The sequence below is a fragment of the Paenibacillus chartarius genome (genome assembly GCF_042432825.1).
Taxonomy (GTDB): Bacteria; Bacillota; Bacilli; order Paenibacillales; family NBRC-103111; genus Gordoniibacillus; species Gordoniibacillus chartarius.
On sequence record NZ_JBHLWN010000031.1, the window covers coordinates 160,489 to 175,120 of the forward strand.

Here is a 14,632-nt window from a genome sequence, read left to right on the forward strand (position 1 = left end):
CATTTTATCGATTTTTAATCATTATGCGCCTGCATGGGGGGCCCCGTCAAGGCTGAGTAGAACGGGTTCGACAGGAATCGCGCGGCACGGATGGCGCCGGAGCATTGCTCGGCTGTTTCAGTGCGGGGTATAATACGGATGAGAAGCATAGTGGAGGTGGCGGCGATGAGCATGCCGTTGGAAAAACGCTTGTATACGTATGCTGACTACTGTACATGGCCGGATGAAGAACGCGTAGAGCTCATTGACGGTGTCATGCACAATATGTCGCCGGCGCCGAATCGGAGGCATCAGGAGATATTGGGCGCTTTGCATGGACAGTTTTGGACATATTTACAAGGCAAGTCCTGCAAAGTGTACATGTCTCCCTTCGATGTCCGGCTGCCGCGCGGGGATGAACCCGACGAGCAAGTGATGACCGTCGTACAGCCCGATCTGTCCGTTATCTGCGACCGGAACAAGCTGGACGACAAAGGCTGCCGCGGCGCTCCCGATCTCGTAGTGGAGATTCTCTCGCCAAGCAATCCGAAGCATGATCTCGTTCGCAAGCTTCGTCTTTATGAGCGGGCGGGTGTCCGGGAATATTGGGTCGTATTTCCGCTCGACCGGATAGTGCAGGTATATGGCCTGAATGACCGGGGAAGCTATGAGCTTACTCAATTTGGCGGCGTAAAGGATACGATTGAGGTCGGCATACTACCGGGGCTTGGCGTCGCGCTGGAGACGGTGTTTGCGGAGTAATGGAAAATGAGAAAAACGCTTATCGGAGTACTTTCGAAGATGAGCGACCGCGTTTGGCGGAAGTTTTTATCGCCAATCAGAAGGCCCAATTCGCATTGCGAATTTTATACTTTCAGATATGGTCACAAAAAACCTGATGCACCGCCCGGGCAGCGCCGAGCGATCATCAGGTTTTTTCGTAAATCTCTTAATATTGAATCAACGAAACGACATCGAGTCCGTCCAGCTTATCGCGGCCCTGCAGGTACGAGAGCTCGATCAGGAACGCCGCGCCGATTACGTCGCCGCCCAACTGACGCACGAGGTTGATCGACGTTTGAATCGTACCGCCGGTAGCGAGCAGGTCGTCGGCGATCAGCACCTTCTGGCCCGGAGCGATCGCATCCTTATGCATCGACAGCTTATCTTTGCCGTATTCCAGCGCATAGTCCGCTTCGATCGTTTCGCCGGGCAGTTTGCCGCTTTTGCGGATCGGCACGAAGCCGACACCGAGCGCGTAAGCGAGCGGTGCGCCGATAACGAAGCCGCGCGCCTCCGGTCCTGCGATCAAATCGATCTGGTGATGCGCCACCAGCTTGCGGATTTCGTCGATTGCGGCGCGGTATGCAGGTCCGTCCTTCAGGAGCGTCGTAATGTCCTTAAAGCGGATTCCCGGCTGCGGGAAATCGGGAATAACGCGAACATAATCTTTAAAATTCATATAACTTCCTCCCATGCGGCCTTTGTCGGGCGCGCGATTTTATCGATGATCCAGGCTTCCAGCTCTTTCGTTGCCGTATAGGTGCAGAACCGCTCCGCTTCTTCCCGCCGCTGCCGTTCCCGGTACAGCTGCGAGACGGTCAGCTCTTTCTTGGCCGGGGACGGCACGGCCGCATAACTTCCGGCTCCGACGGCACGCACAAAGCCCAGCTCTTCAAATACTTGCAAAATAAATTCCACCATCTGCGGCGACAGTCCGGTTCGCCTGCTAAGCTCCTTGACCTCGCGTGACGGCGGGCCGGCGCCGCCGTTCTGTTGAAGCAGCGTCGCATAGACGGACTTGAAGGAATCTCTCGGCGGCATCGCAATCGTAGACGAGCCTCCGCCTTCTTCCCGCCAAACGACAAAAATTCGCTGTAAAGACGGAAGCTGGGCGAACAGCTCCTCCAGCGCATCCAAGCGGCGCGGCATGTCGACCAGAACGACCTCCGTCAGCCGCTCGGGACCCCCAGCCTCAGCTTCGCCGGCATCGACCAGGCCAGGCAGCAGCCGGAGCCTGCAGCTCCCTTCGTCGTACAGCCAGATCGGCACATCCTCGGAAATCCCGGGCAGCCTGCCCGGCTGGAGTACGATCAGCGCCGGCCGGCACCCGGCCTTCGCCGCTTCGCTCAGCTGGGCCTCCAGCCTTTGCCCTCGCCCCCGCCAATCAAACACTTGAATGTGAGGTATGCGAATATCCTGCAGCAGCAGCTGCGGCTTCCTCTTCCCGTTCCACTCGTTGATCGACACTTCGGCCAAAGCATCGAGCTTCGCGGTCGGCGACATCGCAGCGAGAAGCGCTCCTTTGCCGAAGCCTACCGCATCGACGACCGCCGACGACGGGCCCGTTCCGTCCTGGTCTTGGGCGACCGCGAGCTTCAGATGCTGCTTATCGCGGCCAATCAGGCGCTGCTCTTCCATGCGAAGGTTCGTGAACAAAAAGCGCGGCGTCGGATTCCCCATCCCGAACGGCGCCAGCTGATTCAGCTGCTCGATGAACGGCACCGTGACCTCTTCCAGCGTACAGGCGAGCTCCGCCTTGGCGATCGGGACGAAGTCTTCGGCGGTAAGCCATGAGCACGCCAGCTCATCGAGCTTAGCCGCAAAGGCGCCGATATGCTCCTCGTGCAGCGACATCCCTGCCGCTCCTTGATGGCCGCCGTAATGATCCAGCCACTCGCTGCAATGCGTTAACGCCTGGTACAGATCGAACCCGGCAATGGACCGCGCCGAGCCTTTGGCCATCCCCGTCTCCGGATCGATCCCCATCACGACCGTCGGCCGGTAAAATGTTTCCGTGACCCGGGAAGCGACGATGCCGATGACCCCGACGTTCCAGCCTTCCTTCGCGAGTACGAGAGCGTTGCGTCCTCGTCCGCGCTGCTCGCCCGCCATCTCCAGCGCTTCCTTCGTCATTTCCTCCACAATTCGCTGGCGCTCCTTGTTCAAAGCATCCAGCTCAAAGGCGAGCGGCTCGGCAATAGATAAATCCGCAGCCGTCAGCAGCCGAACTGCCGTATCCGCAGCCTCCAGCCGGCCGCTCGCATTGATCCGGGGACCGATCGCAAAGCCGACGTGCGTCGCATTGACTTCCTTACGATCGATCTCGGATACGGCAAGCAGCGCATCGATGCCGGGATACGATGTCGCCCGCATCCGCTCCAAGCCTAACTTGACGATCAGGCGATTCTCCCCGGTCAGCGGCATCAGGTCGGCAACCGTCCCGATCGTCGCCAGCTCCAGCAGCTCCTCCGGCAGCCGGTCAAGCAGCGCATGGGCCAGCTTAAGCGCGACCCCGACGCCGGCCAAATGCTTGTAAGGATACGGACAGCCCGGCTTTTTCGGATTGATGACGGCAAGCGCGGACGGCAGCTTCTCCGGCGGCTCGTGGTGATCCGTAACGATCACATCGATACCCAGCGATTGAATGTACTCCACTTGTTCAACGGCGCTAATACCGGTATCAACCGTAACGATCAGCTTGACGCCGTTATCCCGGGCGTTGTCGGCTGCGGCGTTATTAAGGCCGTAGCCTTCCTTTACCCGATGCGGAATATAGTAATCGAAATTCGCCCCCAGCTTCCTCAACAGCATAATCATGAGCGAGGTCGAGCTGACGCCGTCGGCATCGTAATCGCCGTAAATGCGAATTTTTTCCCCTTCCGCAAGGGCCTTGCGGATGCGGAGGACCGCTACGTTCATGCCATCCAGCAAATACGGATCGTGAAAATGCTCTTTCCCGCCTTGCAAAAACAACCTGGCCGCTTCGACCGTATCGATCCCCCGCATCGTCAAAATGCGGGCGACGAGCGGTTCAAGTCCCAGCTCCCTCTGAAGCTCGGCAGCAGCCTGCTCATCCGCAACACCAAGGTGCCAGCGTGACTTTGAACTTAACAAAATGAATTTCCCCTCGCCTTACGAACGTTCAAATTAATGCAGCAGCGTAGGAGCATCGTCTTGCTGCGGATCGACATTATTCTTGTACGGATACCCCGGGTCGTATGGATGAACGTGTATGAACACGTCGGCAACATGAATAAATCGGGTCATCAGCATATGTTTGACCGTCTTGGCTATATCATGGCCTTCCATGACGGTGATACGCGGATTCACGCTGATCTTCATGTCGACGATCACGTAATGTCCTTGCTCCCGGGCGTGGAGTTCATCAACCGTAATGACGCCTTTCACCCGATGAACCGCTTGCAGCAGCTCTTGCTCGTCTTCGCGCCGAAGCGTCTCGTCACGCGATGGCGAGACGGTTTCCTTAATCAAGCTATATCCCGTCTTGAGCACAAGAAAAGACACAACGAGCCCTGCTGCCGAATCCAGGACATAAAGCCAGGGCATGTCAAGAATCCCGCCAAGAATCGCGCCCAATACCCCAATAGCCGCCGTTAAAGACGCATAAACGTCCGAACGATGCTCCCAAGCGTTGGCGATCAATGCCTGACTCTTCATCTTCGTTCCGAGCCTGAACTTGTATCGAAACATCGTCTCCCTGACGATGACCGAGATCAGCAGCATGACGAACGCCGACCACTCCGGCGGTTCGGTGACACCGGCATAAAGCGCCTTGATTGAGGATATGCCGATCTCCAGAGCGAATAGCATAAGAATAACGGTAACGATAATTGCTGCGACAGGCGCTGCTTTGCTTTGACCTATGGTTTGGTTTCTGTCTCGATTGCGCTTGGAATCGCGGATACCGGTCAATACGGCGATCGCACCGACTGTGTCCGATGCCGAATGCACGGCGTCGGCCATGAGCGCTTTGGAATTAGCCAGCCAGCCGACCGTGCCTTTCGCCAAGACTAGAGCAAGATTACCGACGATACCGACCCATGCCGCGTACTCCGCATTGCGGAAACGATCGTCTGTCAATAAGGCCACTCCTCTACAACGGGTCATAAAGTTGGAGAGCCGCGGCAAACAAGTGCGCGGCTCGGTTATTATTTTTCTACGGCGGCATTGGCGGCTTTAGAACCGAGCGAGCGGTTCTTCAGTACGAGCCAGATCGGACTTGCGATGAAGACCGAAGAATACGTACCGCTGATCAAGCCGAAGATCATGGCGAGCGAGAACAGGCGGATCGCCGGCGAGCCGAAAATGAACAAGCACAATGCGGCGATGAGGACGGTCACGACTGTGTTGATCGAACGCGTCAGCGTTTGCCAGATGCTTCGGTTTACAAGATCGGCCAAATCCTGGAACGTCTTCAGCTTCGCGAAGCGCAGGTTTTCCCGGACCCGGTCGAAAATAACAATCGTATCGTTGATCGAGTAACCGATAATCGTAAGCACCGCCGCAATGAACGGCAAATTCACCTCAAGTCGGAATATCGAGAACAAGCTGACGACGATGAACGCATCGTGCAGCAGAGCAACGATGGCCGCAATCGCGAATCGCCATTCAAAGCGAATGCTGACGTAAATGACGATGCCGATGGTGGAGACCAGAACGGCAATAATGGCATTCCGTCCCATCTCTCTGGCAATTTCGGTATCGACCGTGTTGACTTCCATCGATACTTGATCGCCGTAGGCGGACTTGAATGCCGCACCGATCTTCGTTTCGTCCTCTTGACTCATCACCTTGTCGAAACGAACCGTAACGCGGTCGCTATTCGTCCCGCCGATCGTCGGCGGCGATGCGGGCGTGTATCCGGCTTGCGTCAGCACGTCTCGCGCCTTCGCCTGATCGGTCGTTTGACCGACGTTGATGTCGAAGTTCGTACCTGCCTTGAAGTCGACCCCGTAATTTAAGTTGAAGATCGCCAGGGACAATAGGCCAAGGATCGTAATGATAATCGAGAGCGCGAAAAATTTGCGCCGGTGCTTAACGATGTCAAACTGAAAATTATAGCGCATGAATTTCCGACTCCTTTACCCCGTAATGTCCCGGTTTCTGCGCCAAATTGCTGCGGACAAGCAGATGCATCAGCCATCTGGAGAAGAAGACGTTCGTTAAAATATTCAGCACGATACTAAGCAGCAGCGTCAAGGCAAAGCCCTTGATCGAGCCTGTGCCGATCACATACAGCACGATCCCCGCGAGTGCCGTCGTCACGTGCGCATCGATGATCGTTCGGAACGAATGCTTCGAGCCCGCCCTCAAGGACGACATGATGCTCTTCCCGCTCCGCATTTCGTCTTTGATCCGCTCCGCCATAATGATGTTGGAGTCGACGGCGATACCGACGCTGAGGACGAACGCCGCGATCCCCGGCAGCGTCAGCGTAGCGTTCATCGCTACCATGACGATCAGAAGCAGCCAGGCGAACGAGATCAGCGCGATGGAGGCGACGATGCCCGGCACGCGATAAACGATCAGCATGAACAGCAAAATAATGACGGATGCGATGATCGCCGCTTCCGTCGTTTCGTGCAGCGACTGCAAGCCGAGCAACGCGCCGACCGTCTGGGAATACTTCTCGGTCAGCTTGAGCGGAAGCGCCCCCAGATTGATCGTATCGGCAATCTCCTTGGCCTGTTCGAACGTATAATTGCCTGTAATTACGGCTGTGCCGCCAGGGATTTCGCCGTTCACGACCGGAGCGGACAGCTGCACGTCGTTCAAATAGATGGCGAGCGGCTGCCCGGTCAGACGCTTGGTCAGATCGCTGAACTTCTCGGCACTCTTCAGCTTAATTTCAATTTGCGGCCGGTTAGCTTGGTCATAGCCGACTCTTGCCGCATTTTCCACAAAATCGGTGCCGAGCAATTCAATCGTCTTGAAATCCGGCGCACCGCTTCGGAATGTCAACTGCGCAGGCTCGGCGAGCGTCTTGCGAAGCTCCTCCTGGTTCGCTACGCCGGGAAGGCGTACGCGAATGCGATCATTGCCTTCCGTCGTCACCTCCGGCTCGGCGACGCCGCTCTTGTCGGCACGCTGAGCCAAGCTTTCGGCCGTTCGCGTCAGCAGATCGCGCGTGACGGTTTGGCCGGGCGTGAGCGGCTCCGCCACGTACAAAATTTCAAATCCGCCCTTCAGATCGAGTCCCAGGCGGATGTTCTTCAATATCCACGGGCTTGTCCCGCCGATGATCCCGAAGGTTATCACCACTACGAGCAGAAAGGCCATAAAACGTTTCACGTTCATTTGCGAGCAGGTCTCCTCTCGATACTCAATAGTACTTATTATACCTAGCGCCCAAAATCGAGTCAATTTACGGCGAAATATGGCGATGCAGGCATAAATCAAGCCCAATCGATTACGATTGGGCGCTCCGGTAAATGCTCATCGTCATCCAGTTCATGAACTGCGTCGACTTGAGAGATAAAATATCGTTCACAATTTGATGCAGCGGCGGATACCCCTTCTTCTCATATTTGTCGCTGACGCAGTCCCACACTTCGCGCCCGGTCACGTGCTCGTACCCCAGCATCCGAAATTCCTCGGCTTTGCTGTTGCAAATATGCTCGATCATCTCGTTCAGCTCGCCGTCGCTGAGAAGCTCGCCGCCGGTTTCGCCGTCCGCTTGATCGTTTTGCCGATTCTCCCCGGCTTGTTCCGCTCCTTCAGGCGCTTCTTCAGTCGCTCCTTCAGCCGCTCCATCAGCAGGGATCACGTCATCGCGTTCATTCATCGCGTTTCCTCCGTTCCACAATGCCTCGCTTGTTACTTATGTACTTCTCCGAAGTATGCCCGTTTTCCTGCCTGCCCGGCCCCTTGTCCGCAAAATCTGTGCATGAGCTCCGCTAGTTTCCGCATATGGTTGTACAAGACTGTTTATCGACGGAAGAGGGATGACGTGTGAGCAAGCAATCGTTTATTAAAGGGACATTGATCCTGCTCGCCGCCGGGCTGGTGAACCGTCTTCTCGGCTTTGTTCCGAGAATTACGCTCCCGCGCGTCATCGGCGCCGAGGGCGTCGGCCTGTATCAAATCGTATGGCCGTTCCTGATCGTCGTACTGACGTTCATCACCGGCGGTATTCCCGTCGCCGTCGCCAAGCTTGTAGCCGAAGCCGAGGCCGAGCGCAACGAAAGGCGCATCCGCAGCATTTTGAAGCTGGCGCTGGCGATCACATGCTCTTTGAGCGTACTCTTTACCGCACTTTGTCTGATCGGAGCGGAGTGGATTACAACCCGCCTGATGACGGACGACCGGGTGTATTACACGTTTCTGTGTATGATCCCTATTATCGGCTTGATCGGCGTTTCTTCCGTCTTTCGAGGCTACTTCCAGGGCCGGCAAAATATGATTCCCACCGCGACATCGCAGACGGCGGAAACGATCGTGCGCATCATCATGATGCTGTCCGGCGCTTACGTGCTGCTCCCGTACGGCGTTGAGGTGGCTGCAGCCGGCGCCATGCTCGGCGTGCTTGCCGGCGAATTGGCCGGTTTGCTGCTGCTCCTGTATCATTACCGGGAAAGCGTCAAAGCAAGCGCACCGAAGGTACAAGCTACGATCGGCACGTCCACGTCGGTGCGGCGCCTGTCCGGCCTCAGACGAATGCTCAAAATTTCCGTCCCGATCACCGGCAGCAAGCTGGTCGGCGCCACGTCGTACTTGCTGGAATCCATTTTCATTACGCAAGCGCTGGCCGTGGCCGGCATTTCCACTGCGATGGCTACAGCACAGTACGGCGCCCTGCAAGGCATGGTCATTCCGATTTTACTGCTGCCGAGCGCGCTCACCTCGTCGCTTTCCGTATCGCTCATTCCATCCTTGTCCGAAGCGGCGGCCCGCAAAGATATGGACACGATCCATAAGCTGCTGCGCCAGTCGCTGCGCCTGGCCCTTGTATCGGGAGCGCCGTTCGGCGTACTGATGTATGTACTCGCCGATCCGATCTGCGTCTACCTGTATAACCAGCCGAATGTCGGCGTACTGCTCAAGATGATGGCTCCCGTCGCCGTGTTCATTTATTTTCAAGCACCGCTGCAGGCCGCTCTTCAAGCGCTGGACCGCCCAGGCTCCGCTCTGGTCAACACCTTGATCGGCTCGGTTATCAAGCTCGGCCTCATCGCCTTACTGGCGAGCAAGCCGGAGCTAGGAATTAAGGGCGCCGTCTTCGCCATCAACGTCAACATCGTGCTGGTTACGCTGCTGCATTGGAGCAGTGTCGTAAGAGCCTTGAAATTTTCGATGAATTTGCCCGATTTCGTCAAGATCGGTGCGGCGATGGCCGTGAGCGGCCTTAGCAGCTACGCCGTGATGGCTGTAGGCTGGACGGACAGCGGATGGATCCGGTTCCTGAGCTCGGCTGCACTCGGTATGACCGTGTATGTGATGATGGTCGTCTGGATGGGGCTGATCGATACGTCGGACGTACAGCGCATGAAGCGTTGGGGACGGAAGATTTGGCGTAGAACGTAAACTGCTTGTATTTGAGCCCCCCTTCCCCATAACTTTCATATACAAAATCAGGGCGCCCGGGCGCCCTTTCACCGTTTCCGATCCATAAAAATTCGTCCCCTGTGATCAATCGAGCAGAAGAACACTTCCTTGAAATCTTTGGCGCCTTTCGCTTGAATTTCGTTCTTGAGCCAAAAGCGGGTTTTCCCGAGCTTGGCCAAGTTGTCGTCCTGCACCTTGCCGTCCATAATGAGCGGCAGCGGCAGTCCTTCGTACCGGATCGCCGGCGGTCCCGGCGGCGCTTCGCCGCGCCGTTCCTGTCCCGAAGGCTCGCGGGAAGCGGCGGCGGGTGCCGAGCCGGCCTTGCCGAACTCCTCCTTCGTGAGCGTCGTCAGCTTGCCGGACGGCTCCAGGATGGCAAATTCGACGTCGGCGACGTTGGCGACCCGGTTCTCGCGCAGCTGCAGAAGAAGGTCGTCCAGGTTGTAGCGCTGCTTCGCCATCTCCTCGCGGTTCAGCTTACCGTTCTCAATGACATAGCTCGGCTTGCCGTCCACCCAATCCCTCAGCTTCTTGCTCTTGAGACTCAAATACGCCATCGTAATTTGAATCGCAACAAGAATCAGCATCGGGTATATCGCGTCAGACAGCGGCCTTTGCATATCCTCCAGGACGAACACCGCGATCTCGGCGATCATGATCGAGATGACGAGATCGAACAAGGACAGCTTGCCGATTTCCCTCTTCCCCATCATTCGCAGCACCATGAACACGACGACGTACATGACGACGGTGCGTAAAAAAACGGCCAGAAATCCCAAGTTGACCCGCCTCCCGGTAAGGTTATCGAGTTTACTGGTATTCTGACCGTTCCTTGGATGCGCCATGCGGCTGAAGCGTTGTTGAAATGCTGGCAGCGCTCCCTATTGCAGGAGCGTATACAGCGTGGCGAGCGCCAGACCGCCGGCTGCGGCCGGGGCGCTCCAGCGCAGGAAGTCGGCGACGGTCGCCGACTCCTTGGCGCGCGCCGCCATCGCGATGGCGGCGACGTTGCCCGGGGCGCCGAGCGGCGATGCCGCGGCGCCGAGGGCGGTGCCGAGCGCGAGCGCCCAGTAGAGCGGATGCAGCTGCGCTGCATCCGCTGCTGCGGCGGGCACGACGCCGGCGAGCGCCGGGATCAGCTGCACGAGCAGTGCAGCTACGGGCAGCGGGCCGAGCGCCCCCGCCAGCAGGGCGCTCAGCCACAGCAGCAGCACGGCGAGCAGCGGCAGCGAGCCGGCGGACAGCTCGGCGGCGCCTTGCGCGAGCGCGTGGATGACGCCGGTTTCAGCCAACGCCCCGGCAAGCACGAATAAGCCAAGCAGCGACGAGGCGGTGCGCCAGTCCACATCCTCGACAAGCTCCCGCACGTCATACCGCTTGCGGCTGAATGCGACAAGTGCGGCCGCGGCAATCAGCGCAACCCATCCCGGGTGCACCGGCAGCCAGTGATGCAGCAGGAACACAAGCGTAACGCCCCCCAGCGCGACGGCGCTGCCGCGCAGCAGCACCGGTTCGCGAAGCCAAGCCCGCGGCTTCCATTCCGCTGCGTCGAGCAGCAGCTCCGGCCTGGCGCGGCCCCGGTAGATGATGGCCATGATTGCAGTAAAGGCGACCAGCAGGGCAAGCGCCGGCAAGCCGATATGAAGCAATATATCTATGTAAGTAAACGAATGGGCGGCGCTGATCAGCATATTGACCGGCGAGCCGTTCAGCGTGACGATCCCGCCGAGCGATGCTGCCAGCATTTGGCCGAACAGCAGCGGCGAACGCCTTAAACCGAGCAGGCTGCCAAGCTGGAGACCGACCGGAATAAGCGTCAGCACAGCGGCCACCGGGTCCAGCAGCGCTCCCGCCGCTCCTGTCGCCAAGAGCAGCAGGCCGACCGTGCGGCCTGGTCCTCCGCCGCCGGCTCTCGTCAAGAGGACGGCAAGAACCGCCATCAGTCCCGATTTTTGCGCGACGCCGGCGATCGCCGACATGCCGATCACGAGCGCAATGAACGGCAGATGGAGCCATTTCGCAAGACTGGACAGCGGGACGGCGCCGATCAGAATGACGGCGGCGGCACCCAATATAGCGACGAGCCCGCGATGCCATCGTTCCCATATGAATAAAAATACGATTGCCGCAAACACAACCGCAGCGCCCGCCGTTTGCCAAGCAGCCGCTTGTGCAGAAATTTCGTACATGGTGCAACTCCTCTCTTGTCGCAAATTATACAGGACACAGCGGAAAGGCGTCCATAATCTTGTACTATTTTTATGAGCTTGACCATAAGATGATGACAAATCCATGCACGGTCGAAAGGAACGGTGGTCTCGCTTATGAATCCGATCAATAAGGTCAATCAAGTCCGCATCGCTTCACCGCTGCTGTCCGGATTGCTGTATGCCTTTGTCATGATGGCTGCCGGTACGTTAATTGTGTCGCTTCTGCTGCTGTGGTCCAATGTGCAGGAAAGCTCTTTACCTACATACGGCAAAATCGTTCACGGCCTGTCCATCTTCATCGGCGGCTGGGTAGCCGGGAAGCGTTCCGGCAGCCGCGGCTGGTATCAAGGCGGCATACTCGGGGCGCTGTACGCCGTAACGGTCGGCATCGTCGGCTTCCTCGCATTCGACAACAGCTTGAATTGGGCGGCGCTCGCGCTGCTTGGCGGCGCCTTTGCGGCGGGGGCGCTTGGCGGAATGCTGGGGGTCAACACACGGAAATAAATATGTAGAGTTTGTAAACTCTCCTTGTCCGGTGTAATATAAAGAAATCGTAAACACCGCAGGGGGAACTTCAGATGACGCTCTTTCAATCGATGACGCAAGCCACGATCTATATGGCCGTCACGGTTTTTTTTCTGCTGTTTGTGTCGCTCCGTACGAACCCTCTCGCTCCTATCGGCAGCTTTATTCAGGAGATGATACGGTCGCGCAAATACCGGCTTCATTTTGTCATGATGTGCAGCGTTATGTTTATTAATAAAATCGAGCTGTGGATTGAGGAGCATATGCCCTCCCGTTCCGACTTTACGCCGTTCGTGTCGAGGCTGGAAGGAGATTTCGTCGCCAAGCTGCAGCACACGCTGGAGCAGCCGTGGCTGACGGCGCTGTCCGCGTACGCCTATGTCGTCGTTTTCCCGGTGCTTATCTTTGCTGCGATCGGCATTTACACGTACGGCAAACAGGTCAAGCTCGTGTATGCCATCTGCTATGCGCTGTTGTTGAACTACATGATAGCGATTCCGTTCTACTTGTTTTTTCCGGTCAATGAGGTGTGGTCGTTCCATCCGCAGGTGCGGTTTCTCATGCTGGACGTGTTTCCGACGTTCGAGACGCAGTACCGCTCGATGTCGGGACTCGACAATTGCTTTCCTAGCCTGCATACGTCAATCTCCGTTGCGATGGCACTGATCGCATTAAGATCGAATAACCGTTTCTGGAAATGGTTCTGCTGCGCGGCTGCGGCGTTTATCATATTCACGATCTTCTATCTCGGCATTCACTGGCTGTTCGATATGTGCGGCGGCTTGCTGCTCGGCGGGTTTACCGCGGCGATGGCGCTGCTGTGGAGCGAAGGCCGTACGGCGTTCGGCGTCTCATGGATGCCCCAGAGAGTGAGGGAACGGTTTACCAAGTAAACGGCTGTTCGGATGCGCCCTTCTCCAGTTGGAGAGGGGCTTTTTGCTGCGTACATCGATGAAGCGGGATTCCGGTAGTTTCCTTTTTTAACCCGCAACAAAAAAACAAGCACCCCGAAGGATGCTCGTTTCGTATACGCTGTCGGAATCATCCGAATACGCCTTCGATGTATCCGTTTACTCGCTCTTCGAAGCGGGAGACGGAGCCGACGCCGTCACGGAGTTGATTGCGGAGCGGTCAAACGTCATGCGGGTCACATCGTTGACGCGGAGCACGACGGTATCGTCGGTAATTTCTTGAATCGTACCATGCAAACCGCCGATCGTTACGACTTTGTCGCCCTTCTTCAGCGAGTTCAGCATTTGATTGCGTGTTTTCTGACGCTTTTGCTGAGGACGAATGAGCAGGAAGTACAGTACTACGAACATGAGGACAAGCGGTCCCCACGTGTAGAGCAAGCTCGTCGTCGTGTCAGCCGGTGCAGCCGGGTCGGCAGCTAGTAAAATGGTATTCATCTGAACCCACCCTTTCTAGAATCCTTTGTCATTGTCGTTCAGCCCGTAACGGGCGAAGAACTCGTCGCGGAAATCGAGCAGCCGATCTTCCTGAATCGCTTGCCGCACGTTCTTCATCAGCTCTTGAAGAAAATGCAAATTATGATACGTCGTGAGCCTGATGCCGAACGTCTCGTCCGCTTTGATTAAATGACGAATGTACGCGCGGCTGTAGTTCCGGCACGTGTAGCACGAGCATTCCGGATCGAGCGGACCGAAGTCTTCCGCATACTTCTGGTTGCGGATAACGAGTCTGCCGCCCGACGTCATGCATGTCCCGTTGCGCGCAATACGCGTCGGCAGCACGCAGTCGAACATATCGATGCCCCGGATGGAGCCCTCGATCAATGCGTCCGGCGAACCTACCCCCATCAAATACCGGGGCTTGTGCTGCGGCAGCAGCGGCGTCGTATAGTCGAGCACCTCATACATGACGTGCTTGGGCTCGCCCACACTGAGTCCTCCAATAGCATAACCCGGGAAATCCATGGAAGTCAAATCGGCGGCACTCTGTTTGCGCAGGTCCTCGAAAGCGCCTCCTTGCACGATGGCGAACAAGCCTTGATCGTCTTTGCGGGCATGGCTGGCCAGGCAGCGCTCGGCCCAACGGCTCGTCCGCTCCGTCGACGCCTTAACATATTCATATGTCGCTGGGTACGGCGGACATTCATCAAATGCCATCATAATATCCGAACCGAGCGCGTTCTGAATTTCCATCGCCTTCTCCGGCGACAGAAACAGCTTGTCCCCGTTCAGATGGGAGCGGAATTCGACGCCTTCCTCGCTGATTTTGCGGTTTTCGCTAAGGCTGAACACCTGAAAACCGCCGCTGTCGGTCAGAATCGCCCGATCCCAGTTCATGAACTTATGCAATCCGCCGGCTTTGCGGATCGTCTCATGCCCCGGCCGCAGGAACAGATGGTAGGTGTTGCTGAGAATGATCCCCGCGCCCATCTCCTTCACTTCTTCCGGGCTCATCGTCTTGACGGTCGCCTGCGTCCCGACCGGCATGAACGCCGGCGTATCGAACGAGCCGTGAGGCGTATGCACGCGGCCCAATCTTGCGCCGGACTGCTTGCACGTCTTGATATGTTCGTAAGTAATAGCCATTCTGATCACGTC

General features: G+C 57.2%; 14 protein-coding genes. 4 read left to right on the top strand and 10 right to left on the bottom strand.

The window, feature by feature from the left end; translation table 11 throughout:
* Positions 1 to 165 precede the first annotated feature (165 nt).
* The gene (locus tag ACFFK0_RS08760; protein ID WP_377469737.1) at positions 166 to 741 is read left to right on the top strand and encodes a Uma2 family endonuclease; all 576 of its coding nucleotides are present in this window, start codon (positions 166 to 168) and stop codon (positions 739 to 741) included.
* Positions 742 to 928: 187 nt separating this feature from the next.
* On the opposite strand, the gene ACFFK0_RS08765 is transcribed toward ACFFK0_RS08760, so the two are convergent.
* From ACFFK0_RS08765 to ACFFK0_RS08790, 6 genes are all read right to left on the bottom strand, one after another.
* Positions 929 to 1,441 carry an adenine phosphoribosyltransferase gene (locus tag ACFFK0_RS08765; protein WP_377469738.1) on the bottom strand — a complete coding sequence of 171 codons (513 nt, stop codon included), beginning with the start codon at positions 1,439 to 1,441 and terminating at the stop codon, positions 929 to 931.
* Positions 1,438 to 3,876, bottom strand: coding sequence for a single-stranded-DNA-specific exonuclease RecJ (gene recJ, locus ACFFK0_RS08770; protein ID WP_377469739.1), 2,439 nt, complete (start codon positions 3,874 to 3,876; stop codon positions 1,438 to 1,440). Before recJ ends, ACFFK0_RS08765 begins: the two co-directional genes overlap by 4 nt.
* Positions 3,877 to 3,909: 33 nt before the next feature.
* The gene (locus ACFFK0_RS08775; RefSeq protein WP_377469740.1) at positions 3,910 to 4,872 is read right to left on the bottom strand and encodes a cation diffusion facilitator family transporter; all 963 of its coding nucleotides are present in this window, start codon (positions 4,870 to 4,872) and stop codon (positions 3,910 to 3,912) included.
* A gap of 59 nt (positions 4,873 to 4,931) precedes the next feature.
* Entirely contained in the window at positions 4,932 to 5,849 is a 918-nt protein-coding gene (secF, locus tag ACFFK0_RS08780; protein ID WP_377469741.1) for a protein translocase subunit SecF, read from the bottom strand.
* Complete coding sequence (gene secD, locus ACFFK0_RS08785; protein ID WP_377469742.1) at positions 5,839 to 7,080, bottom strand: protein translocase subunit SecD; 1,242 nt, start codon at positions 7,078 to 7,080, stop codon at positions 5,839 to 5,841. Before secD ends, secF begins: the two co-directional genes overlap by 11 nt.
* A gap of 112 nt (positions 7,081 to 7,192) precedes the next feature.
* Complete coding sequence (locus tag ACFFK0_RS08790; RefSeq protein WP_377469743.1) at positions 7,193 to 7,567, bottom strand: post-transcriptional regulator; 375 nt, start codon at positions 7,565 to 7,567, stop codon at positions 7,193 to 7,195.
* 167 nt (positions 7,568 to 7,734) lie between these two features.
* Here ACFFK0_RS08790 and spoVB point away from each other — a divergent pair, with 167 nt between their 5' ends.
* Entirely contained in the window at positions 7,735 to 9,306 is a 1,572-nt protein-coding gene (spoVB, locus tag ACFFK0_RS08795) for a stage V sporulation protein B (RefSeq protein ID WP_377469744.1), read from the top strand.
* Between the two features lie 68 nt (positions 9,307 to 9,374).
* Here spoVB and ACFFK0_RS08800 read toward each other — a convergent pair whose 3' ends face one another.
* Together ACFFK0_RS08800 and ACFFK0_RS08805 are read right to left on the bottom strand one after the other, a co-directional pair.
* A complete protein-coding gene (locus ACFFK0_RS08800; RefSeq protein WP_377469746.1) occupies positions 9,375 to 10,106 on the bottom strand; it encodes a YetF domain-containing protein in 732 nt (243 codons plus the stop codon).
* Positions 10,107 to 10,208: 102 nt separating this feature from the next.
* The gene (locus ACFFK0_RS08805; protein WP_377469747.1) at positions 10,209 to 11,516 is read right to left on the bottom strand and encodes an ArsB/NhaD family transporter; all 1,308 of its coding nucleotides are present in this window, start codon (positions 11,514 to 11,516) and stop codon (positions 10,209 to 10,211) included.
* Positions 11,517 to 11,651: 135 nt separating this feature from the next.
* On the opposite strand from ACFFK0_RS08805, the gene ACFFK0_RS08810 reads away from it, so the two are divergent.
* The gene (locus tag ACFFK0_RS08810) at positions 11,652 to 12,041 is read left to right on the top strand and encodes a TIGR04086 family membrane protein (RefSeq protein WP_377469749.1); all 390 of its coding nucleotides are present in this window, start codon (positions 11,652 to 11,654) and stop codon (positions 12,039 to 12,041) included.
* Positions 12,042 to 12,115: 74 nt separating this feature from the next.
* On the top strand, positions 12,116 to 12,955 hold the full coding sequence (locus tag ACFFK0_RS08815) for a phosphatase PAP2 family protein (protein ID WP_377469750.1): 840 nt from the start codon (positions 12,116 to 12,118) through the stop codon (positions 12,953 to 12,955).
* Between the two features lie 177 nt (positions 12,956 to 13,132).
* On the opposite strand, the gene yajC is transcribed toward ACFFK0_RS08815, so the two are convergent.
* Together yajC and tgt are read right to left on the bottom strand one after the other, a co-directional pair.
* Positions 13,133 to 13,471 carry a preprotein translocase subunit YajC gene (gene yajC, locus ACFFK0_RS08820; RefSeq protein ID WP_377469752.1) on the bottom strand — a complete coding sequence of 113 codons (339 nt, stop codon included), beginning with the start codon at positions 13,469 to 13,471 and terminating at the stop codon, positions 13,133 to 13,135.
* Positions 13,472 to 13,486: 15 nt separating this feature from the next.
* Complete coding sequence (gene tgt, locus ACFFK0_RS08825; protein ID WP_377469950.1) at positions 13,487 to 14,626, bottom strand: tRNA guanosine(34) transglycosylase Tgt; 1,140 nt, start codon at positions 14,624 to 14,626, stop codon at positions 13,487 to 13,489.
* Positions 14,627 to 14,632 lie beyond the last annotated feature (6 nt).